Consider the following 22,129-nt stretch of genomic DNA (forward strand, 5'->3'; position numbering starts at 1 on the left):
CTATTGAGATTTGTGTTTAAGATATTAATTATCAAATTTCATTGAAATAGGAAACTTGAAATAACTTCTTACAGATTCTCCTTTTTTATTTTTACCCGGAATCCATTTTCCTTTTACCGCTTTAATGGTTCTGATTGCTTCAGCATTGAAAGAAGCATCTTTTCCGTTGGTTTTAATATCTGAAATGGTACCGTCTTTTTCTACAATAAAGGTAACCGTTGTATTTACACTTCCTTCATCTTCAAAAGCAGAAACATCAAATCTGTTCATCACCTTATTTCTGAAAGCATCAATCCCTCCTTCGAATTTTGCAGTTACACTTAGTTCATTTGCATCTTTTACAGAATTATCCGGTCCTGGATCTACCGTCGGAACCACTTTTGGAGGAACAACTGTTCCCGGACCTGAGATTACACTTGTAGGCACATTAATTCTTGGAGCAGGTGGTGCTACAAAATCATTTTTCACTCCTGCAATTGCATCTTTCGGAATATCTTTTACAATCTTACTCTCATCTGCATTTCTTGTTGGTGTTACCACTTGTGAATCGTATTGTCTCACACTTGGAGGTGGTGGCGTTACAGTTTGTGGTGGTAAAACTTCAGCAGGCGGATCATTCGGTTTATCCACATTAATCATTACTGGTGGATCTGGAGTAAAGCTTGTATCAGTAACTTCTGCAGAATTAAACGCAGAAATAACGACCGGAATAATAGAAACCGCAGCCAATAAACCAACACCTATAAAAAATGCTTTGGTTAAAATTCTGTCTGATTCTGTTCTTAATACATACGCACCATACGCTTTGTTACGGTTTTCGAAAAGGATTTCGTTCAGTCGAAATTCCTGATTGTGTTCTAGGTGTTTCATCACTATAAAATTAAATTGTTAATATATAGATTATCAGTTTTCAATATGATTGTTAATAATCTTTGAAACAATATCAAAATTTCTGCCAAAAACTTAACAAAAACCCAACCCTATATCAAAATCAGTGTTAAACTTCAAAATTTAACTATTTTACGAATAAGGTTTTTGAGGTTGGGTGAAGGAAGCTTGATGTTGGAGGTATTGAATTACCCTCCTTTGGAGGGGTGGCGAAAATTCGGAAGAATTTTTGACGGGATGGTTCAGAATACGAAAAAAAACTCGCTACAACTTTATTTGAAACAGAGAACCGCTTTCTTAGCCCCGATGGGAACGGCATCCTTTTTTGTTTTTTTTGGTGAAGGAAATCAGGTTCGGGAAAAACAAAAAAGATATAGTGGACAGCGGGAAATAGCTTCTTATTTAAGTTGGAGAGTTTGAGGGTTTGAGAGTGAGAGAGTTTGAGTATATAGAGATTCTTCACTGCGCTTTCGCTTCGCTCTGAATGACTGGATTTATTTATTCTTGCTCGTTTAAGATTGCTTCGTAGCTTTCGCTTCTCGCAATGATACAAAAAAAGAGACCATCAAATTGATAGTCTCTTTTAATTTATTTCAAATATTCCTTAGAATAATTCTTTTCTGATAATGTTTTGGCTTCTTTCAGGGCCTACAGAAACTAAATATACGTTGATTCCTAAATATTTTTCGATAAACTCGATGTATTTCTGAGCCGTATCAGGAAGTTCGTCGTAGCTTCTTACTTTTGTCAAATCTTCGTTCCAACCCGGTAAATCTTGATAGATTGGTTCGTAATTGTACAATTTTTCTGTTGAAGAAGTGAAATAATCGATGATTTTTCCGTCTTCAGTTTTGTAATGCGTAACGATTTTAAGGTTTTCAATTCCTGTAAGAACGTCTAATTTCGTAATTACCAAGTTATTGATCCCATTAATCATACAAGCATGCTTCAAAGAAACAAGGTCTAACCAACCTGTTCTTCTCGGTCTTCCAGTAGTTGCTCCAAATTCACCACCGATTTGTCTGATTTTCTCACCCAATTCGTTGTCTAATTCAGAAGGGAAAGGTCCGTTTCCTACTCTTGTACAATATGCTTTGGCAACACCAATAAGGTTTTGAAGTGATGTTGGCGGAACTCCTGCTCCTGTACAAACTCCTCCTGTTGACGGAGAAGATGAAGTTACGTATGGATATGTTCCGAAGTCGATGTCTAACATCAAAGCTTGCGCTCCTTCGAACAATACATTTTTACCGTCTCTGATGGCTTCGTTTAATTCTAATTCAGTATCTACAATTCTGTCTTGAAGCTGCTTTCCGATCTCTAAATATTCATTGTAGATTTCTTCGACATCTAAAGTCGGCTTATCGTAATATTTTTCGAAAAGAGAGTTTTTAACTTTTAAGTTTTTCTCAATTTTGTCTCTTAAAATCTCAGGATTCAAAAGATCTACCATTCTGATACCGATTCTTGCGATCTTATCTTCATAACATGGTCCGATTCCTTTTTTCGTCGTTCCGATTTGTGTTCCTCCGTGCTCTTCTTCACGGTAAGTATCCAAAAGAATGTGGTAAGGCATGATGACATGCGCTCTTCTGCTGATAAAAATGTGATCAGTTCTCATGTTTTTGCTTTCGATCTGATTCACCTCCTTAATGAAAGATTTAGGATTTACCACTACACCATTGGCAATGATACACTTCCCTTTGCACTGAAGAACTCCCGATGGAAGAAGGTGCAAAACAAACTTTTCATCGCCTACATAAACCGTGTGACCAGCGTTGTCGCCCCCTTGGAAACGCACCACATAATCTGATTTTGCCGATAAAACATCTGTTATTTTTCCTTTACCTTCATCTCCATACTGAAGACCTACAACTACGTAAGTTGACATATTTTACTTTTATTTTAGATTCATGCAAAATTACTTTTAAAAAATTGGGTGGGCAAATTTGCGGTGGATTTTATTTTTTCGTGGGGTGGAAATCATGTGGTTGGATTTAGAAATCCACCATTTAATTAGATTATATTTGAAAATAAATTCTTTAGAAACACCTTATGAAAAATCAATCACAATTACAAACTGAATTGCGAAAAGGCGAAAACTCAGGATTCATAAAAAACTTTAACCGAAAAAATTTCTTAAACAATCTTCACAAAAAACACTTAAAATAAAATGCAGGAAAACTCAAAAGATGAATTTCTAAAAATAGCCGAAGAATATGTACTAAATAATGCTGGAGATCATGTTGAAGTCAGTTACACAGAAGATTACGATGAACTTTTCGTTTTTGGTTACCAAGCAAGAGATAAAAAGGTATGTCTAATAGGTCAAGGTCCAATACTTCTTGTAAAAAAAGACGGAAGAATATTTGAATTTGGAAGTGCTACAGGGCATAAACATGCTATTGTTAAAGTAATCAGCAAATTAAACAAGGAAAGATTAATTAGACTTTTTCAAGAAGATTACAATATCCAAAAAAATAATTATGATCTAATAATTAATGATATATATAAAGATGATGAAAATGAAGAACTTGATGAATTAATATCTGTTCTATTAAGAAATAAGATTTATTATCTTGTACGTGACGAAAATAATGAAGTGAAAAGTCATGATTACACAAAAGAAAAACTCGAAGAGGTTTTAAAAAAGACACCAGCGAATTTAGGTGACAACTTTATTAAAAATTTAGAAGATGTTCTTATTGATCTCATCAATACTAATATTTATTTTAGATGGACACTTTCAGAAATTAAATAAATACCATTCCGCAGAAACCTTTCAACCGCTTAGATTCCTGCGGAATGATGACAACATTATTGGTATTTTTTACTGCAACAAAACCTCACTCATCGCCCCAATCTCATCCAAAAAAACTTCATCATGCGAAATCACCAGCAAAGTTCCATGATAATCTTTAATGGAATTCGTCAAAATTTCTACATTTTGAAGGTCTAAATTATTCGTTGGTTCATCGAGAATAATCATATCGGGAGCTTTATTGCTGATGGAAAGTCCACACAAAAGAAGTCGAAGACGTTCTCCACCACTCAAAAAATCACATTTTTTATCCCAGGTTTCCTTTCCAAATAAAAATCTTGAAAGCAAAGTTTTAACTTCAGATTCCGGCATTGCATTATCATTGAACTGTTCGGCAAAAGCATAAACCGTTGCATTTGTATCAATCAAAGAATATTCCTGGTCAATATAAATCGTCTGAAAATCGGACTTCAAAATAGTTCCGACAGAAGGTTGTAAATCTCCTAATAATAGTTTTATCAACGTCGTTTTCCCCGAACCGTTTGAGCCTTTGATAGAAATTCGGTCTCCACTTCGGATTTCAAGATTGAGATTCTCTTTCCAAAGATTTTCTTTGTGATATTTAAAATTAATTTCTTCCACCGAAATCAAAATTTTCCCCGAATGTAGTTCTGAATCATTAAAATTTACTTTCATCTGATCTGCATTTCTCACCGACGAACGCAAATCCCGCAAATCCCCCGAAATATCATTGATTTTCTCGGCATGAACAGATTTTAATTTTGAAGAATTTTTCTCCGCATTATTTCGCAACGTATTCATCATAATTCTTGCAACCCCCGATTTTTCCTGCTTTCCTTTTCCTCGCGCATCAAGTTTTTGTTTTCGCTCCAAAGTTTCACGTTCCTTTTCTTTAGCTCTTTTCAGCGCTCGTTCTTTAGAATGAATATCGTTTTGCAAAGCTTCATTTTCGATTGCTTTTTGTTCGGCATAAAAATCATAATTTCCTCCATACGTTGAAATTCCCTGATTGCTTAATTCAAAAATAGTATCAACTAAATTCAGCAAAGTTCGGTCATGACTCACAATCACAACCGTTGAATTTGTTTTTTCAATAAAATCATACAAAAGATTTCTACCTTCCAAATCGAGATGATTTGTGGGTTCGTCGAGTAAAATAATTTCAGGCTGATTGATTTGAATTCCGGCAAGAAAAACCTTTGTTTTTTGTCCGCCACTCAAGCTTTCTAAGGTTTGATTTAAATTTAAATCTTCAAGTTTCCAGTCTTGTAAAGCGGTTTGACAGCGTTCTTCGATGTCCCAATCGTCATTTAAAGTTTCAAAATAAATTTCATCCACTTCGCCATCGGTAATTTTTTGAAGTGCATTGAGTTTTTTATCTATTTTCAAACATTCCGCAACCGTCAAATCATTAAAATTTCCAAACATTTGCGGAACATAAAATAGATCACCCTGAATATTGACATTTCCTGCCAAAGGTTCAATTTCGTTGGCAATAATTTTCAGCAAGGTAGATTTCCCCATGCCGTTACTTCCGACCAAAGCCGATTTTGAGTGAGAAAGTATCGTTAAATTGATAGAATTAAAAAGCAGATTTCCCGCAGGAAACCCAAAGGATATATTGTGTAGAAAAAGCATAATTTCTTTCTTTTAGTAAGGTTAAACTGCAATAACATTTTCCGTTATTGTTTATTAAATCTGAAAGAAATTAAATTCTACATGTCTGATGTTTTGGGTTTTGTGTGATGCAAAGATAGTATATTCTTCTTTGTTTTAAAACAAAAGAAGCAAAAATTCAAGGTTTGGAATCCTTCGCTAAAAATTAAAATTTAATCCTAAAATTCCCAAAACTCGCATGAATTTATAATTTATCATTAATTTCAAAATTGTAAGATGCTCAAACAGTGGGAATTTTTTAACGGATTAAATTTAAATTTTCTTAACGCTCATGCTTCCTATACCATTTCAAATAACGATTCTTTAATTTCATGCCTCAACTCCACTCATCACCTGTCTGAAAAGTCCTTTGATGTGGTCGATTTCAGATTGATACATTGTCTTTTTTCGGCAGCCAAAGTAAAGAGTGTTTTCCAATTTTTTATCGCCTTCCCAAATCAGTTGTATTTCGCCGCTTTCAATTTCATTCTTACATAAAAAATCAGGAACGACAGCTAATCCGGTTCCTCCTTTCAGACAACGGATAATCGAATTTAAGTTCGGAACAATATAATTGGGTCTGAAATTAGGTTTATGCCCGAAATTCATTAGCCAAAACTGAAAAAGATGTTCCATATCGCCGGTTGTACCGTACCATTTTTCATTTTTCAGCCAGCTTTCAATTTTTTGAAAATCTTTGGTTTTTAAAACTTCACCAAAACTCTCTGTATCAATATCTTTTCCACCTACCAAAATAATCTGCTCAGAAGAAAATGCTTCATGCAGAATATTGGGCGACGTTCCTTTTTTGGGAGTGATAATTAAGTCTAAAATTCCTTTATCCAGCTGATCCAGCATTTCGGGATACTCACCAAAACTGATAATTAAATTAAAATCCAGCGTCGAAACATACTGTTCCAAAGTAGTTTGAAAAGTCTCAAAACACATTCCGACACTGATGGTTGGTGTATGTTTTTCAGTAGATTTCTGAAAGTTCTTTTCAACTTCTTCAAGCTTGGTCAAAGGTTCTGAGACGGCATTAAATAAAACCTTTCCTCTCTCGGTCGGAATCATTTTTCTTCCGGTTCTGTCAAATAATTTGTACCCAACATATGCTTCCAATGAGCCTAAATGCAAACTTACTCCGGGTTGCGAAATAAACAGAGAATCTGCAGCTCCGGTTAATGTTCCGGTTTTATAGATTGCTTTAAAAGTGCGGTACCATTCAAGATTTACCATAATTTTTTGTTTTTCAATTACTAATTTGCTTTGGAGTTAATCATCAATTTAAATATGATAAATTCACCAGCGGAGCAAATTGACTATTCACTATTCACTTCACGATTTATCAGAATTATAATACAAAGGTATGATTTATATTATTTTAATTATACAAAATCCCAGCATAACTTTGCAGAGTAAAATTTGAACAATCATACAAAATGAAAAAAGTATTAATCATCAACGGTGGACAAAACTTCGGACATTCAGGAGGAAAATATAATCAGACAATTGCAGAAAACACATTGGAAGTTTTAAAAAGATTTGAAAATGTAGAAGTGCAAATCACCAACGCAAGTGATAATTACAACAAACACGAAGAAGTAGAAAAATTTGTCTGGGCAGATTATATCATTTACCACACTCCGATTTGGTGGTTTCAGTTACCGAATGGTTTGAAAAAATATATTGATGAAGTTTTCACAGCCGGTCATGCAAAAGGAATTTACATGAGCGACGGAAGAACTTCTGAAAATCCGAAAATCAACTACGGAACAGGTGGAATGTTGGGCGGCAGGAAATATATGGTAACCACAAGCTGGAATGCTCCCGAAACAGCCTTCACGCTTCCCGGAGAATTTTTCAACGAAACAAGTGTAGACAATGGACCATTATTTGGTTTTCACAGAATGAATGCATTCGTTTCTTTAGAAAAAATGGAGAGCTTCCACTTCCATGATGTAGAGAAAAATGCAAATATCGAACGCGATATGAAATTATACAGAGAGCATCTTACAAACGTTTTTGAAAAAGAATTAAAACCACAATTACTCTAATGAAAATCTATCTTACCGCAATAATAAAAGCAAAAGAAGAGCACAAAGCCGAAGTTTTGGAAGTTCTTCAAAATATGGTAACAGAAACCAGAAAAGAAGAAGCCAACGAATTGTACACACTTCATCAAGGAATTGAAGATAAAAATCATTTTGTTTTCTACGAAATCTGGAAAAGCGAAGAAGGATTGAAACAGCATAACGAACAGCCTTACATAAAAGCTTTTGGAAATTTGGTTGATGAAAAGCTGCAGGAAAAACCTCAAATTTATTTAACTGAAATTATTTAAATATGAAAAAATTAGCATTATTAATTCTTGCATTATTTACAGTAGGATTCGTACAATCACAAACCAAAAAATCAAAAAATATGAAAAAGAAAATTTTATTTGTCGTGACCAGTCATGACAAAAAAGGTGACACCGGCGAAGAAACCGGATATTATCTGGGTGAAGTTTCGCATCCTTGGGAAGTTCTTCACAAAGCCGGTTACGAAATTGATTTTGTAAGTCCGAAAGGCGGAACTCCTCCTGTTGATGGATTTGATTTAAAAGACCCTGTCAACAAAGAGTTTTGGGAAAGTAAAGACAAAAGTAAAATCGACCAATCTTTACAGCCTTCACAAGTAAATCCAAATGATTATTCTACCATTTTTTATGCAGGCGGTCACGGCGCAATGTGGGATTTTGCAGACAATACAGAATTATCAAAAATTGCTTCAAAAATTTATGAAAACGGAGGAATTGTAGCCGCAGTTTGTCACGGTCCGGCTGGTTTGGTGAATATTAAACTCGATAACGGAAAGTATTTGGTGGATGGTAAAAAAAATCAACGCTTTTACGAATGAAGAGGAAGCTGAAGTAAAATTAACAAACGTAGTTCCTTTTCTTTTGGAAGATAAGTTGAAGGAAAGAGGTGCGAAATTTGAAAAATCAGGGCTTTGGCAAAATTATGTCGTAAGCGACCAAAGAGTCATTACAGGCCAAAATCCTCAGTCTGCAAAAAGTGTAGGTGAAGCTATTTTAAAGGAATTAAAAAAATAATACATAGTTATTTAACCATCCTTTTTGTCATTCCGCAGACATCTAAACTCTTAGAATTAAATTGATTTTGCTGAGATTCCTACGGAATGACAAACGAAATAGAAAATTTTTGCGGTTAAATAAATTTAAAAATTAGAACAAAAATGCAATATAGAAAATTAGGAAACACAGATCTAGAACTTTCAGTGATTACTCACGGAGCGTTTGCTATCGGTGGAAATATGTGGGGTGGAAATGAAAAACAGGATTCTATTAACTCAATTCATGCATCTTTGGATCATGGTGTAACTTCCATTGATACTGCACCTTTTTATGGTTTCGGATTGAGTGAAGAAATGATTGGTGAAGCTATCAAAGGAAAAGACCGTTCGAAAATTCAGTTGTTGACAAAATTCGGATTGGTTTGGGATGGAAGCAATAATGGAAAAGGTGAATTTTTCTTTGATGCAAATGATGACGGCAAAATACTTCCCGTGTATAAATTTGCTTCAAAAGAAAATGTTATTAAGGAAGTTGAGGAAAGTTTAAAAAGATTAGGAACAGATTACATCGATCTTTTACAATTGCACTGGCCAGATTCTACATCGCCAATTAGTGAAACCATGGAAGCGATGGAACTGTTGATTCAACAAGGAAAAATCCGTGCAGCAGGTGTGAGCAATTATTCTGTTGAACAAATGGAAGAAGCCAATAAAAGACTGAAATCAGCAAGCAATCAGGTTCCTTACAGCATGTTGAACCGTGCGATTGAAAATGATTTAGTTTCCTATTCTTTAGAAAATAATTCAGGAATTATCGTTTACAGTCCGATGGAAAGAGGTCTTCTGACAGGAAAATATTTTAAAGAAGATCAATTAAAAGAAAACGATCACAGAAACGGCTATTTTTCACAATTTGATTTAGATAAAGTAAAAAATTTCTTAGAAAAAATAGAACCAATTGCCAAGGAAAAAGGAATTACTCTTTCTCAATTAGTTTTACGTTGGACAACTTTACAACCAGCAATTACAGTGGTTTTAGCCGGAGCAAGAAATGCACAGCAAGCGATTGAAAATGCAAAAACAATATCTTTTGATCTATCACAGGAAGAATTGAATTTTATTAATTCTGAACTAAAAGAAATTTAATTTCCAAGCAAACATATTGTTGATTTGGTGTGAAAATTTCATTCTAAAAATTTAAATTCAATTGATTATGAAGGCATTAAAAACTATTATATTACTATTTACAGTTTTAATTACGAATACTTTTTCAGCACAACAAAAAGACAATTGTCGTTACATCAAAACGCCGACAGGTTATCTGATGGTATTGCGACAAGGTGATGACGTAATTTCCAATATTGAAAATCTGGCGAAAACAGAAAATATTTCGTCTGCAAGCTTCACGGGAATTGGCTTTGCATCAGAAGTAACTTTTGGATTTTATGATTTTAATGCTAAAAAATTTAATCCTAAAACATTCAGTAAAGTGGAAATGGGAAATTTGACGGGTTCAATCGCATGGAACGAAAAAGGTCCGTCAATTCACGTTCACGGTGTAGCGACTGATGATCAATTCAATGCTTTTGGCGGACACATTTTGTCTCTGCATGTCGGAACAGGTTCTATGGAAGTGTATGTAACTTTGAATGATCAAAAATTAGATCGAAAAATCGAACAGCCTTTAAATGCAAATGTTCTGCAGCTCAATTGCAAACAGTAAAATTAATTCCTTCAAAGGAAAATCGCTTCTCAATAATTGGGAAGCGATTTTTATTAGTTATTTTAAATAAATCTAAAATTTACTTTGCAATCGGCAAATGGGTAGAAATTGCAATTCTGTTCCAAGCATTTATGGTGACAATTGCCATAATAATTTGAGGAATCTGAGCTTCATCAAACAATTGTTTAGCTTTATAATACGTTTCTTCAGTCAGACCTTTTTGGCTGATCAAAGTAATTTCTTCCGTCATTGCCAAAAGCACTTGTTCCTCTTCTGTATAAAGTTCCAACGCTTCTCTCCATGCGTTTAGAAGATAAATTCTTTGAGGAGTTTCACCATATTTCATTGCGTCTTTTGTATGCATATCCAGACAGAAAGCACATCCGTTGATTTGCGACGCTCTGATCTTGATCAATTCTTTCTGAATATGGTTTAAAGAAATGGTTTGAAGATATCCTTCCAATCCCATCATTGCTTTGTAAGCGGCAGCATCTGCAGTTGCCATGTTGATTCTTGCACTCATAACGTTTATGATTTTTTAGTTAATGTATCTAATGAAAAATAAAATTCTTTTTGTGTTGCCAATAAAAAAGCCGCCGCGCTTCCTACCCAAACCGAATAATCTAAAGGTGCTTTTATTCCTAAAGCAATGGCCATTGATAAAGCGAAAACAAGCAGTAAAAATCCGGATCCGTAAGCTGCTATTTTTGTTTTAAACCCTAAAATCAACATCAATGGAAAAAGTATTTCAAAAAATGTAGCGGCATAAGCAGAAAATGTGCTTAACATTTCGGGTAGAAAAAACGTCAATTGTTGGGTATACTTTTCAAAGTTTTCCCAGTTTCCCCAAGCTGAGTTGTCACCCCACAAACCGAATCTGTCTGCCACTGCAGAAAGCATCGTCATCGAAATCGCTAACCTTAAAAATAACTGTGGAAATATGGAATCTTTGCCTGTCATTGCATTTGTTTTTATGAACAGGACAAAGTTGCGAATTAGGAATTGTAAAAATCTTAAACTGGTTTAAGAACGTAATTTTGCTCTTATTTCACTTAAATATTCCGGGGTAAAACCTAAAAAAGAAGCCAGTAAATATTGTGGAATTCTTTGGATAAACCAAGGATACAGAGTGCTGAAATGCACATAATATTCTTCCTTCGTCATCTCATAAATATAGCGAATTCTTTTTTCGGCAGCTGCATAAGCGGTTTGGTAAACCATTCTAAAATAACGTTCCATCACCGGATGTTTTTGAAGCAACAGTTCCTGAGATTGGAAATCAATCGCTAAAATCGTAGAATGCTCAACAGACTGAATATTAAAATCTGTTTTCACTTGTTTTTCAAAAGCAAAAGTATCAGAAATCCACCAGTTTTCGATGGCAAATTCTGTGGTTTGTTCCACCCCTTTTTCATTCACGAAAAATTTTCTCAGACAGCCTTTTAAAACAAAATATTTGAATTTGCAAAGATCACCTTCAAGCATCAAATTCTCTTTCTTCTTCACTTCCAAAACCTGAAAGAAAGAAAATATCGAAGTAAATTCTTCATCACTGATTGTAATAAATTTATCTAAATGTGCTTTGAAAGTTTCCATTTTTGAAATTATGTAACCAAACTTAACTTTATTTTTTTAGTTTTACAATAACAAACAATAAATCATGGAAATCGTTGCCAAAATCTTAATCGCAGTTGTCGCATTAGAACACCTTTACATTCTTTGGATGGAAATGTTTGCATGGGAAACCAAAGGGAAAGAAGTTTTCAAAGCAGCTTTACCACCCGAAATGTTTAAACCCACAAAAGGGTTGGCCGCCAATCAGGGATTGTACAACGGGTTTTTGGCAGCAGGATTGATCTGGTCTTTTTTTATAGAAGATGAAAAATGGCAAACCAATATTGCATTATTTTTCTTGAGCTGTGTAGCGATTGCAGGAATTTACGGCGCCATTTCAGCAACAAAGAAGATTTTTTTCGTTCAGGCTTTGCCGGCAATTTTGGCGATTGTTGCTGTGCTTTTGAAATAATTTAGTTCAAAAATACTTATTATTGAGAACACAATTTTTTCTATCATTTATTTTTAAATTCACTTTTTTAAGCAAAAAATAAAAAAAAAAAAAAAACAATCACCTATAATTCAATACATTACATCCTTAAATTTCGTTTAAATATAAAATCCGTAAATTTGCACCGTCATAAGAAATTGATGTACAGCTTTTTTTATGCTTTTAGCATGATTATAAATTAAAGTTGTTCTGGCAAATATCTTTAATTATCGTGATGATAATTATTCTTTGATTCAATTTAAAAAAGATTGATTTCTTTTTTTGACGTAATACATTCTTTGTCAAAATAAAACCTTTTGAAACAGTTAACATAATCACAAAGTGGATATGTTTTTGTATATATTTTGTGATTCAATGTGATTATAAAAATTTATACTAAACATTTTGCTTGTATGTACATTCATTAAAGCAGCATTGTTTCAATTTCTTATTTCAAATACATTAACAAACTCTGAATATGGATACAATTGATACTAATCGAAAAGTAAAACTTAAAGTTGAAGATCTCACGATCATTTTCGGAAAAAATAAAGAAAAGGCGCTAGAACTTCTGGATAAAGGTTTTTCTAAAAAAGAGATTCTTGAAAAAACAGGATGCACCGTTGGAATCAACAAAGCCAGCTTCGAAATCTATGAAGGTGAATTTTTTGTCATTATGGGACTTTCAGGAAGTGGAAAATCAACTTTACTGCGTTGTCTGAACAGACTGAATGAACCGACTGCAGGAAAAGTATATATCAATAACGATAATATTACCGATAAAAACAACAAAGATCTTCTTGAAGTAAGAAGAACGGAAATGAGTATGGTGTTTCAGAAATTCGGATTACTACCTCATCATACTGTTTTAAGCAATGCTGCTTTCGGACTTGAAATACGGGGAGAAAGCAAAGCCATTCGTGAAGAAAAAGCGCAAAAAGCATTAGACATTGTAGGTTTAAATGGTTTCGAAAATCAATTACCTTCACAGTTATCCGGAGGTATGCAGCAAAGAGTCGGCTTAGCAAGAGCTCTAGCAAACAATCCCGAAGTTTTGTTGATGGACGAAGCTTTCTCAGCTCTCGATCCGTTGATAAAATCTGAAATGCAGGATCAGCTGCTAGAATTACAGGAAACTTTACAGAAAACTATCGTCTTTATTACTCACGATTTGGATGAAGCCATTAAAATCGGAGACCGAATTGTCATTATGAAAGACGGTGTCATCGAACAAATAGGAACTGCAGAAGACATCTTAACCAATCCGGCGAGCGATTATGTGAAAGCTTTTGTAGAAAAAGTTGACCGTAAAACGATTATTACAGCGAAATCTTTAATGTTCGATAAGCCAACTGTTGTTCGTTTCAGAAAAGATGGTCCCGAAGGTGCTCTTAGAAAAATGAGAACGACAGGTCTGGAAAATTTACCAGTTGTAGATTTTCAAAATAAATTTCTGGGTTTTGTAACGCTTAGTGATATTGTTCAAATCGCAAAGAAAAAAGAACCAACTGTTGAATCTGTGATTAATAGTAATGTTCCGTCGGTATATCCGGAAGCCACCGTCGAAGAAATGCTGCCTTTGATTTCGGGAAGCAAATCAGCAATTGCTGTGGTTGATGAAACCAATAAATTTTTAGGCCTTGTCACTCAATTGTCACTCATTATCGAGGCTACCAAGTTTAATGAAGAAGAGATTATAGAATTAAAAGAAATCGCAAACAACCAATAAGATGAATAAAACTATAGATATTGGCCAATATGTAGAAACCGCTATCAATTGGCTTACAGATAACGCAAAACCTGTATTTGATGTCATAAAAAATGTCGGTAACTCTTCAATCTTAGGAATTGAATGGGCTTTAGTCAACACGCCTTTTTACATCATCATTCTACTTTTCACATTATTAGCTTTATGGAAAGCAGGAAAAGGAACCGCAATTATGACGGCAGCCGGACTTACTTTAATATTTTTGATGGGATTCTGGAAAGAAACCATGGAAACATTAGCACTTATTTTTGTTGCAACACTTACCGCATTAATTCTGTCTGTCCCACTCGGAATATGGGCGGCAAAAAATCAATTTGCGGCAAAAATTATTCGTCCGTTATTAGATTTAATGCAGACCATGCCTGCTTTTGTTTACTTAATTCCTGCTGTATTATTTTTCAGTATCGGTAAAGTTCCTGGTGCATTTGCAACGATTATTTTTGCTATGCCACCTGCAGTACGTTTAACGACTTTGGGAATTGAATCTGTTCCTAAAGATATCGTAGAAGCAGCCCGAGCTTTCGGAGCCACCAATCGACAGATCTTATTTAAAGTAGAACTTCCTTTGGCAACCAACACTATTTTGGCAGGAATCAATCAAACTATTTTATTATCATTATCAATGGTTGTAATCGCCGGAATGATTGCGGCAGGCGGTTTGGGTGAAAAAGTTTTGGAAGGAATTAATAATCTGGATATCGGTTTAGGATTTGAAAGCGGTTTATCTGTCGTGATTTTAGCCATTATTCTCGACCGGATTACTCAGGGATTTGTAAAGAAAAAAACAGCAAAATGAAAAGAATAAATTATTTATTATTAATTACTTCTGTTATTATTTTTGGAATATTTATTTCTTGTAAAAACTTAAAAAATTCCAAATACATCAACATCGGAATGGTAGATGGCTGGGCAGAAGATGTTGCAATGACACACGTTGTAAAAGCTATTTTGGATGAAAAGGGATATCATGTTGTGATTCAAAAAGCTTCCACAGATATGATTCTCGCTTCTATGAATAACGAAGACACAGACCTCTTTCTGGGAGTTTGGCTACCTTACACTCACGCAAATAAAATAGCTAAATTTCCGGAGCTGATGAACATTGGAACAAATTACGACAACGGAAAAATTGGTTTGGTAGTTCCTGATTATGTACCTATAAATTCTATTGAAGAATTGCCGAAATATGAGGAGAAATTTAAGCACAGAATCATCGGTATCGAAAAAGGAGCAGGATTAACCTCTGCAACAGACCGAGCTATCGTTGATTACAAATTGAATTATCGACAGATCAATTCTTCTACAATTGCCATGATTACCGAGCTTCAAAATGCAATAAAACGTAAGGAATGGATTGTTGCAGCAGCATGGCAACCTCACTGGATGTTTGGTAAAATGAAACTTAAATTTTTAGAAGACCCGAAAAAAACATTTGGAGAAGCAGAAAAAATCAAAACCTACAGCAGAAAAAGCTTTGGAGAAGACCATCCTGAATTGATAAAATTCTTTTCTAAGATGTATTTTGATGACCAAACCATGACCGATCTTTTGACTAAAATGGAAAACAGCAAAGACAAAGAATCTACGGCTAAGCAATGGGTGAAGGCTCATCCTACGCTTGTGAATTCCTGGCTGGATAAAAATTGATTTTATTCTATTTTCTGTACAGATATAATCTTCAGCTTTTAAGCTTGGGGATTTTTTGTTGATATAAAAGATTACAAAGCTAAAATCTCCAACAATTTCTGTTTCATTTTTTCAGGTTTGAATTGCCCTTCATGATAATAAATAAGTTCCTGGTTTTCATTTAAAATAATCCACAACGGATAAACGGGTTGAGTTTGATTTTGAGATAAAGCTAAAGCCAGCTCATGAATTCCAGAGTTCCCGTTGGGTAAATAGCTGAATTCTTTTCCCTGAAAGTTGATTTTTTCTTTTGTTTTTTCAGCTTCAAAATTGATGAAATAAAAATTATCATTCATCATTTCGACCAATTCTTTGTCTTTATTTAAATGAAAAGATTCGATTTTGCAGACCGCACACCAATCGGTATAAATATGAATAATTGTACGTTTTACTTTTTTCTGTTGCTGAATTTCCCAATCCGAAAAAGTGCCTGTTTTTATCTGTGAAAGACAAAAACTCGGCACTAACATTAAAAATAAAAATATCGTTAGGTTTTTCATTTATCAAATTTTTAACCTTCATTATTTCAGAATTCATTTGACGCAAAGATTTATTTAGGATAGCATATTATTTTAAGAGGCAAAGGCAAAGGCAAATAAATTTGCTTCGCTAAGCTTGAAAATATAGCTTAATCAAATCACTTGTTGATTCATCTTTGCTCCTTAAATATTTATATCTAAAAAATAAATCTTTGCGTTAAAACATATACAGATCAATCTTACTTTAAAATATATTTCACGCCTAAAAAACCTCTGATTTTCTGCATCGGAGCATATCCATACGTGGTATCAAAAGTATAACGATTCGGATTAGAGATTGGGTCGTCAACATTTTTATCAAACGGATCAAAAGGTCGCATCAATGGATCTTTTGGTGTGAAATTGAACAGATTTTTAATTCCACAATACACTTCAAATCCCGATTTGAAGCTTTTCGAAACCTGAATATTGGCAAGATTATAGAACGGTGAATATTCAGATCGGTAATCGTTTGGTAAAACCGGCAATCGCATCGATCCGTAGAATTGTCCTGTAAAATCAATTGTTAAATTACTCGGAAATTTATACGTCAGGCTGTATGTTCCACTCCATTTTGGGGCATGAAGTTGTTGGGATTTTTCAGTTTCACCATCAAATTTTTGATACACATCCAAATAGGTGACCCCAAGATTTACACTTAACGGAAAATTAAAACTATAATCTACATTCATCGAAGCACCTCTTGAAATTCCGTAACCATTAAGATTATCATAAATAATCTTCTCAGGATCCGTATCAAAATCTCCGACAATTTTATTGCTGAAATAAGTATAAAACGCAGAAGTATCCAAATTAATCAACTTGTCACCAACAGGAATTTTCCAGACATAATTCAGATTTCCGTTAACTGATTTTTCCGGTTTTAAATTAGACTGGATTACAACATCTCGAGAGCCCGTCAACGCTGCATGATCTTCTGTAAATAAATTGACAACCCTGAAACCCGTTCCGAAATTGAAGCGCAAAGTATGATAAGGATTCGGAGAAAATTTCCATGCAAAACGAGGCGAATGCACAGCGTGATGTATTTTATCATAATCAAATCGGTATCCTAACAACAAAGTATTTTTATGATTAATTTCCCATTGATCCTGAATAAAAGCTCCTAAAATCGGTGATTTCATCGGTTCGTTGGTCAATCCATCGCTGGATAAAGTTCCGGGCGTGTTGTCATCATAAAAAGTTCTTTTGAAAGTAACGCCTAAAATCAAATCATGATTTCCTAGTTTTTTGTCCCAATACGTTTGAGCAAAGGCTACTTTTTGAGTCGCCTCAAAAGGATTGGTTCCGTAAAAAGAGTTTTGATCGTGAAAATTGTAAGAAAACTGCGTCACAATATTTTCTTTCATCGGCCATTGATAGGCTCCAAAAGCTTCTACCCGATTTGTGTAAATACTTTCACCATACACCTCATCACTTCCACGATACGATTTATTCCACTGCATTTCTCCGCCAAAACGGTCTTCATATAAATACCTTAATGCAAAACTTGCCTGTCGGTTTTCCTTTCTTTTAAAATTCCATTTATTGAAAACTGAAATTGTGTTTTGTAATGCTGCATCAGTAAAATTGTCTCTATTTTCATCAAATCTTTTGGTTGAATTAAAATAATTTAAACTTAAAAGTGAAGCTATATTTTCAGATACATTAAATTTCGTAGACAAATCGACATTATTTTCTGCCCAGCTTGTTGTCATCAGATCAATACTCAATTTCGGAGCTGTCAAAGCATTTTTTGTGATAATATTGATAACTCCGCCCATCGCTTCAGATCCGTAAAGTGACGAAGCCGGACCTTTTACCACTTCAATTCTGTCAATTAAACTATTTGGAATTCCACTCAAACCATACACTGTGGAAAGTGAACTTACAATTGGCATTCCATCAATCAGAATCATCGTGTAAGGCCCTTCCAAACCGTTGATGTGAATATCTCCCGTGTTACAAACCGAGCAATTCAGCTGAGGTTTTACACCATTTACCATTGCAATCGCTTCAAAAACATTTGGAGTCGGATTTTTTTGAAAAAATTTCTGACTGTAAATTTCTACAGCAACCGGACTTTTCGACCTGCTAATTGGTTTTATGGTTCCGGTAATTACAACATCTTCGATATCATTTGTTCTCATTTCTTTTTTCTCAGAAACTTTAACAGAATCGGTTTTTTGAGTTCTATTCAAACCTAAACTGTCTGTTTTCTGAGCAAAACAAAATGATGATAGTAAAACGGCAGAAAGTAATATTCGTTTCATGAAATAAAATTGTTAGACAAAACTAACATTTATTTTTAGAACAACAAAACTTAAATAAAATTTGTTTTTAATTTCAATTCATTAAAAAATATTAAATTTGAGATTCAACATATAAAAGTAAAATGAGATACCATCAGTCGGGAAATATCCCTCAAAAAAGGCATACAGTTTTCAAATCTCCAGAAGATAAATTCTATTACGAACAGCTTTTCGGAACGGAAGGTTTTCATGGAATTTCTTCTTTGCTATATCACACTCATCGCCCCACTCAAATAAAATCGATTGGCGAACCTAAAGATGTGACTCCGAAAATTGCCGTAGACAAAAACGTGACTCCAAGAATGTTTAAAGGAATGAATGTCACTCCCGAAGACGATTTTATGGACAGCCGAAAATTTCTTTTGGTGAACAATGATCTCAAAATGGGATTGGCAAAACCAAGGAAATCAATGGATTATTTTTACAAAAACGCCGAATGTGATGAGCTTTTATATGTTCACAACGGAAGCGGTATTTTGAAAACTTTTGTTGGAAATCTTGAATTTTCTTTTGGCGATTATCTGATCATTCCGAGAGGAACAATTTATCAGGTTGAATTACAGTCTGAAGACACCGTATTTTTCGTAGTTGAAAGCCACTCACCGATTTACACTCCAAAAAGATACAGAAACGAATTCGGACAACTTTTGGAACATTCTCCATTTTGCGAAAGAGACATCATCGCGCCTACTTTTATTGAGCCCAAAGACGAAAAAGGAGAATTTTTAATTAAAGTAAAAAAAGAAAACCAGATTACCGATTTCATTTATGCAACGCATCCATTTGATGTTGTAGGTTGGGATGGTTATTTTTATCCTTATAAATTTAATATCAAAAATTTCGAACCGATTACAGGAAGAATACACCAACCGCCGCCAGTTCACCAGACTTTTGAGGCACATAATTTTGTAGTTTGTTCGTTTTGTGCAAGAATGTATGATTATCATCCGATGGCAATTCCTGCACCTTATAACCACTCGAATATTGATTCTGACGAAGTTTTATTCTACACAGAAGGTGATTTTATGAGCCGTAATCATATTGATTTAATGGATTTTACACTTCACCCTGGAGGAATCGTTCACGGGCCTCATCCCGGAGCAATGGAAAGAAGCATCGGTAAAAAATTCACTGAAGAATATGCTGTAATGGTAGACCCTTTCCGTCCTTTAAAAATTACCGAAGAGGCAATGAAAGTGGAAGATCCTTCTTATAAAACTTCTTGGCTGGAAAGCGAAGATCATAGTCTGGAAGATCGTTCGCAGGAATAATACAGCTTTTGGCAATTAGCTTTAAGCTCTAAACTTGTTAAAAAAAATTGAGGACTGGATTTACACATTCAGTCCTTTATTTTTAGTAATTTCACTAAAACATGATAAATATTTTCTCTTATTTATTTCCGGTGCTAACAATATGAAGTAACTTTAAACAATCAACGAAAACCGTAGAATTATAACTGTAAAATTTTAGAAAATGTACAATTATATAAGTGCAGAAGAAGCTGTATATACTGTAAAGAGCGGAAACCGCGTGTTTTTTCACGGCAGCGCATGTACTCCGAATCATTTAATTGACGAATTGGCAAGACAGTCTCACCGACTTGATAACGTAGAAATGGTTTCTATTACCCAACAGGGAAATGTAGAAATTGCCAAACCAGAATACAAAGACAAATTTTTTGTGAACTCATTATTTGTTTCAACGCCGGTGCGTGATGCCGTGAATTCTGACAGAGGAGATTTTGTACCTGTATTTTTAAGTGAAATCCCAATTCTTTTCAGAAAAAATATTTTACCGCTTGATGTAGCTTTCATCACTGTATCTCCGCCAGACAAACATGGTTTCTGTACATTGGGAACCTCTGTGGATATTGCACGAGCAGCTGTAGACACCGCTCAAACTATTGTCGCTATCGTAAATCCTTTGATGCCGAGAACTCATGGTGACGGAATGATCCATATCAGTAAAATTAATAAACTGGTTTGGCATGAGGAAGAACTTCCAACCGTTGATTACGGTGCTAAAGTAGGTCCCGATGAAATGCTGGTTGGAAAAAATGTTGCCGAACTTATTGATGACAGATCAACTCTTCAGATGGGAATCGGAACCATTCCGGATGCGGTTTTAAAATGTCTCGGAAATCACAAAGACTTGGGTGTTCACACCGAAATGTTAAGTGATGGAGTGATCGATTTGATTCAAAACGATGTCATCAATAATAAATATAAAGGCTACAACGATAACAAAACCATTACGAGTTTCTGTTTCGGAACGAGAAAATTATATGATTACGTAGATGATAATACCGTTTTTTCATTTGATGATGTAAGTAATGTTAATTTCCCGATTAATATTATGAGAAACAAAAAAATGGTTGCTATCAATTCGGCTATCGAAATCGACTTAACCGGACAAGTTTGTGCAGATTCTATCGGAACAATGCAATACAGCGGAATTGGCGGACAAATGGATTTCATGAGAGGAGCTGCATTAAGCGAAGACGGAAAACCAATTATTGCCATTACCTCAAGAACAAAAAGAGGAGTTTCCAGAATTGTACCTTTTTTAAAACAGGGAGCCGGAGTAGTGACGACACGAGGCCATATTCATTGGGTGGTAACCGAATACGGAACGGCTTATTTATACGGTAAAAATCTTCGTCAGCGAGCACAAGAATTAATCAGCATTGCACATCCTGATGACCGGGAAATGCTGGAAAGAGCAGCTTATGAGAGGTTTAAACATTAAAAAAATAAAAAACATAGCTTTTCAAACAAAAAAAGTTCTTACATTAGTTAAATAACCATGAAGTTTTTGGCAATCCTTTGTCAAAAACTTTTGTTGTTTAAATATTACATTAATGAAGACGATTTATAATTCTATAAAAGAAAAGGTTGCCAAGCATCCAAAAATTAAAGATTCAGTTTTAGGAACAGTAGGGGAATGGAAAAGAAGTCATTACATCATTCTGTCAGAAATCATTAAAGAAGAATTAGCTTCATCTGAAGAACTCAAAAATGATAAAATATTTGAGTTAGGAAATACAATTTCACACATCACCTTACAGCGTTTTTTCGAAAATGATTATCAAGATAAAACCCACAATGATTTGCGTTTTTTAAAAACACTTGATAAAATATGCATCTTTTTGGGGTTCAAAGATCTCAACTCATACATTCATGATATTAAAGAAAACAAGATACTCGAAGAAAAAGCAAGCAGCGATGTTTTTTCAACAGATATTGTTTATCAGTATTGCGAAGCCGTTTTCAAATTATATAAAAATTTCCCCACATTAAAATTAGACTTATTCGAGGATTGGGTATTTGACAATTCTCCGTTTCTTGAAAGAGCATCAGCGTTCAGTAAAGAACTTTGTGAAAAACAGTTTGAACTTGTCACTAAAAACAATCGTTCAAATTTTGAAATATTTGATGTGAACATTATAACAGACGATCCCGATAAAAAGATTCTTGAGACCCAGGAATTTTGGAATCTTCTCTTCAAGGTAGGAGAAACCGGAGAAGAGCACTTTGTCAACCAGCTCAACACACAAATTTATTTTATCCGCAAAATAAATAATGAGTGGAAAATATGGGATAATTATAATCCCGATGCGGGAAGGTTAAATAATAAAAAGTAAAAGCCGTAAATAATTACGGCTTTCTTTGTTT

The 22,129-nt window shown here is 34.4% G+C and carries 23 protein-coding genes; 14 read left to right on the forward strand and 9 right to left on the reverse strand.

Annotated features, from left to right (window positions below; genetic code table 11):
* Positions 1-24: 24 nt before the first annotated feature.
* Positions 25-870, reverse strand: coding sequence for an energy transducer TonB (locus EG358_RS16925; protein ID WP_076561122.1), 846 nt, complete (start codon positions 868-870; stop codon positions 25-27).
* Positions 871-1,492: 622 nt separating this feature from the next.
* Positions 1,493-2,779 (reverse strand): adenylosuccinate synthase, encoded by a 1,287-nt coding sequence (locus tag EG358_RS16930; RefSeq protein WP_076561120.1) that lies wholly within the window; start codon positions 2,777-2,779, stop codon positions 1,493-1,495.
* 282 nt (positions 2,780-3,061) lie between these two features.
* Between EG358_RS16930 and EG358_RS16935 the strand changes: the two genes are divergently transcribed.
* A complete protein-coding gene (locus tag EG358_RS16935; RefSeq protein WP_076561119.1) occupies positions 3,062-3,649 on the forward strand; it encodes a hypothetical protein in 588 nt (195 codons plus the stop codon).
* 69 nt (positions 3,650-3,718) lie between these two features.
* Here the strand turns inward: EG358_RS16935 and abc-f are convergent, their stop codons facing one another.
* Positions 3,719-5,308 carry a ribosomal protection-like ABC-F family protein gene (gene abc-f, locus EG358_RS16940; RefSeq protein WP_076561118.1) on the reverse strand — a complete coding sequence of 530 codons (1,590 nt, stop codon included), beginning with the start codon at positions 5,306-5,308 and terminating at the stop codon, positions 3,719-3,721.
* 348 nt (positions 5,309-5,656) lie between these two features.
* On the reverse strand, positions 5,657-6,565 hold the full coding sequence (locus tag EG358_RS16945; protein WP_076561117.1) for a LysR family transcriptional regulator: 909 nt from the start codon (positions 6,563-6,565) through the stop codon (positions 5,657-5,659).
* Positions 6,566-6,768: 203 nt separating this feature from the next.
* On the opposite strand from EG358_RS16945, the gene EG358_RS16950 reads away from it, so the two are divergent.
* The 6 genes from EG358_RS16950 (at position 6,769) to EG358_RS16970 (ending at position 10,127) form a co-directional block, all read left to right on the forward strand.
* Positions 6,769-7,383, forward strand: a complete 615-nt coding sequence (locus EG358_RS16950; RefSeq protein ID WP_076561116.1) for an NAD(P)H-dependent oxidoreductase — start codon at positions 6,769-6,771, stop codon at positions 7,381-7,383.
* The gene (locus tag EG358_RS16955) at positions 7,383-7,670 is read left to right on the forward strand and encodes a putative quinol monooxygenase (protein ID WP_076561115.1); all 288 of its coding nucleotides are present in this window, start codon (positions 7,383-7,385) and stop codon (positions 7,668-7,670) included. Before EG358_RS16950 ends, EG358_RS16955 begins: the two co-directional genes overlap by 1 nt.
* 2 nt (positions 7,671-7,672) lie before the next feature.
* Positions 7,673-8,227, forward strand: coding sequence for a type 1 glutamine amidotransferase domain-containing protein (locus EG358_RS19880; RefSeq protein WP_228421376.1), 555 nt, complete (start codon positions 7,673-7,675; stop codon positions 8,225-8,227).
* Positions 8,196-8,423 (forward strand): type 1 glutamine amidotransferase family protein, encoded by a 228-nt coding sequence (locus EG358_RS19885; protein WP_228421374.1) that lies wholly within the window; start codon positions 8,196-8,198, stop codon positions 8,421-8,423. The genes EG358_RS19880 and EG358_RS19885 overlap by 32 nt, the downstream gene beginning before the upstream one ends.
* A 143-nt stretch (positions 8,424-8,566) precedes the next feature.
* Positions 8,567-9,550: an aldo/keto reductase gene (locus tag EG358_RS16965; RefSeq protein WP_076561114.1), complete on the forward strand. Its 984-nt coding sequence runs from the start codon at positions 8,567-8,569 to the stop codon at positions 9,548-9,550.
* 67 nt (positions 9,551-9,617) lie between these two features.
* Complete coding sequence (locus EG358_RS16970; protein WP_076561113.1) at positions 9,618-10,127, forward strand: PPC domain-containing DNA-binding protein; 510 nt, start codon at positions 9,618-9,620, stop codon at positions 10,125-10,127.
* A 79-nt stretch (positions 10,128-10,206) separates the two neighbouring features.
* Here the strand turns inward: EG358_RS16970 and EG358_RS16975 are convergent, their stop codons facing one another.
* The 3 genes from EG358_RS16975 to EG358_RS16985 form a co-directional block, all read right to left on the reverse strand.
* The gene (locus EG358_RS16975) at positions 10,207-10,650 is read right to left on the reverse strand and encodes a carboxymuconolactone decarboxylase family protein (RefSeq protein WP_076561112.1); all 444 of its coding nucleotides are present in this window, start codon (positions 10,648-10,650) and stop codon (positions 10,207-10,209) included.
* A gap of 5 nt (positions 10,651-10,655) precedes the next feature.
* The gene (locus EG358_RS16980; protein ID WP_076561111.1) at positions 10,656-11,087 is read right to left on the reverse strand and encodes a DoxX family protein; all 432 of its coding nucleotides are present in this window, start codon (positions 11,085-11,087) and stop codon (positions 10,656-10,658) included.
* A 63-nt stretch (positions 11,088-11,150) separates the two neighbouring features.
* Positions 11,151-11,723, reverse strand: coding sequence for a Crp/Fnr family transcriptional regulator (locus EG358_RS16985; RefSeq protein WP_076561110.1), 573 nt, complete (start codon positions 11,721-11,723; stop codon positions 11,151-11,153).
* Between the two features lie 64 nt (positions 11,724-11,787).
* On the opposite strand from EG358_RS16985, the gene EG358_RS16990 reads away from it, so the two are divergent.
* From EG358_RS16990 to EG358_RS17005, 4 genes are all read left to right on the forward strand, one after another.
* Positions 11,788-12,153, forward strand: coding sequence for a DUF1304 domain-containing protein (locus tag EG358_RS16990; protein ID WP_076561109.1), 366 nt, complete (start codon positions 11,788-11,790; stop codon positions 12,151-12,153).
* Between the two features lie 496 nt (positions 12,154-12,649).
* Positions 12,650-13,900 carry a quaternary amine ABC transporter ATP-binding protein gene (locus EG358_RS16995; RefSeq protein ID WP_076561108.1) on the forward strand — a complete coding sequence of 417 codons (1,251 nt, stop codon included), beginning with the start codon at positions 12,650-12,652 and terminating at the stop codon, positions 13,898-13,900.
* Between the two features lies 1 nt (position 13,901).
* Entirely contained in the window at positions 13,902-14,735 is an 834-nt protein-coding gene (locus EG358_RS17000; protein ID WP_076561107.1) for an ABC transporter permease, read from the forward strand.
* Positions 14,732-15,586, forward strand: a complete 855-nt coding sequence (locus EG358_RS17005; protein ID WP_076561106.1) for a glycine betaine ABC transporter substrate-binding protein — start codon at positions 14,732-14,734, stop codon at positions 15,584-15,586. Before EG358_RS17000 ends, EG358_RS17005 begins: the two co-directional genes overlap by 4 nt.
* A 71-nt stretch (positions 15,587-15,657) precedes the next feature.
* Here EG358_RS17005 and EG358_RS17010 read toward each other — a convergent pair whose 3' ends face one another.
* Both EG358_RS17010 and EG358_RS17015 read right to left on the reverse strand, forming a co-directional pair.
* Positions 15,658-16,125: a thioredoxin family protein gene (locus EG358_RS17010; RefSeq protein WP_076561105.1), complete on the reverse strand. Its 468-nt coding sequence runs from the start codon at positions 16,123-16,125 to the stop codon at positions 15,658-15,660.
* Between the two features lie 218 nt (positions 16,126-16,343).
* Entirely contained in the window at positions 16,344-18,416 is a 2,073-nt protein-coding gene (locus EG358_RS17015) for a TonB-dependent receptor plug domain-containing protein (protein ID WP_076561104.1), read from the reverse strand.
* A gap of 122 nt (positions 18,417-18,538) precedes the next feature.
* Here EG358_RS17015 and EG358_RS17020 point away from each other — a divergent pair, with 122 nt between their 5' ends.
* From EG358_RS17020 to EG358_RS17030, 3 genes are all read left to right on the forward strand, one after another.
* Positions 18,539-19,726: a homogentisate 1,2-dioxygenase gene (locus EG358_RS17020; RefSeq protein ID WP_076561103.1), complete on the forward strand. Its 1,188-nt coding sequence runs from the start codon at positions 18,539-18,541 to the stop codon at positions 19,724-19,726.
* Positions 19,727-19,928: 202 nt separating this feature from the next.
* Positions 19,929-21,203 (forward strand): acetyl-CoA hydrolase/transferase family protein, encoded by a 1,275-nt coding sequence (locus tag EG358_RS17025; RefSeq protein ID WP_076561102.1) that lies wholly within the window; start codon positions 19,929-19,931, stop codon positions 21,201-21,203.
* 112 nt (positions 21,204-21,315) lie between these two features.
* Positions 21,316-22,098 carry a hypothetical protein gene (locus EG358_RS17030; RefSeq protein ID WP_076561101.1) on the forward strand — a complete coding sequence of 261 codons (783 nt, stop codon included), beginning with the start codon at positions 21,316-21,318 and terminating at the stop codon, positions 22,096-22,098.
* The last annotated feature ends 31 nt before the right edge of the window (positions 22,099-22,129 follow it).

It is taken from the genome of Chryseobacterium indoltheticum, from assembly GCF_003815915.1.
Classification (GTDB): domain Bacteria; phylum Bacteroidota; class Bacteroidia; order Flavobacteriales; family Weeksellaceae; genus Chryseobacterium; species Chryseobacterium indoltheticum.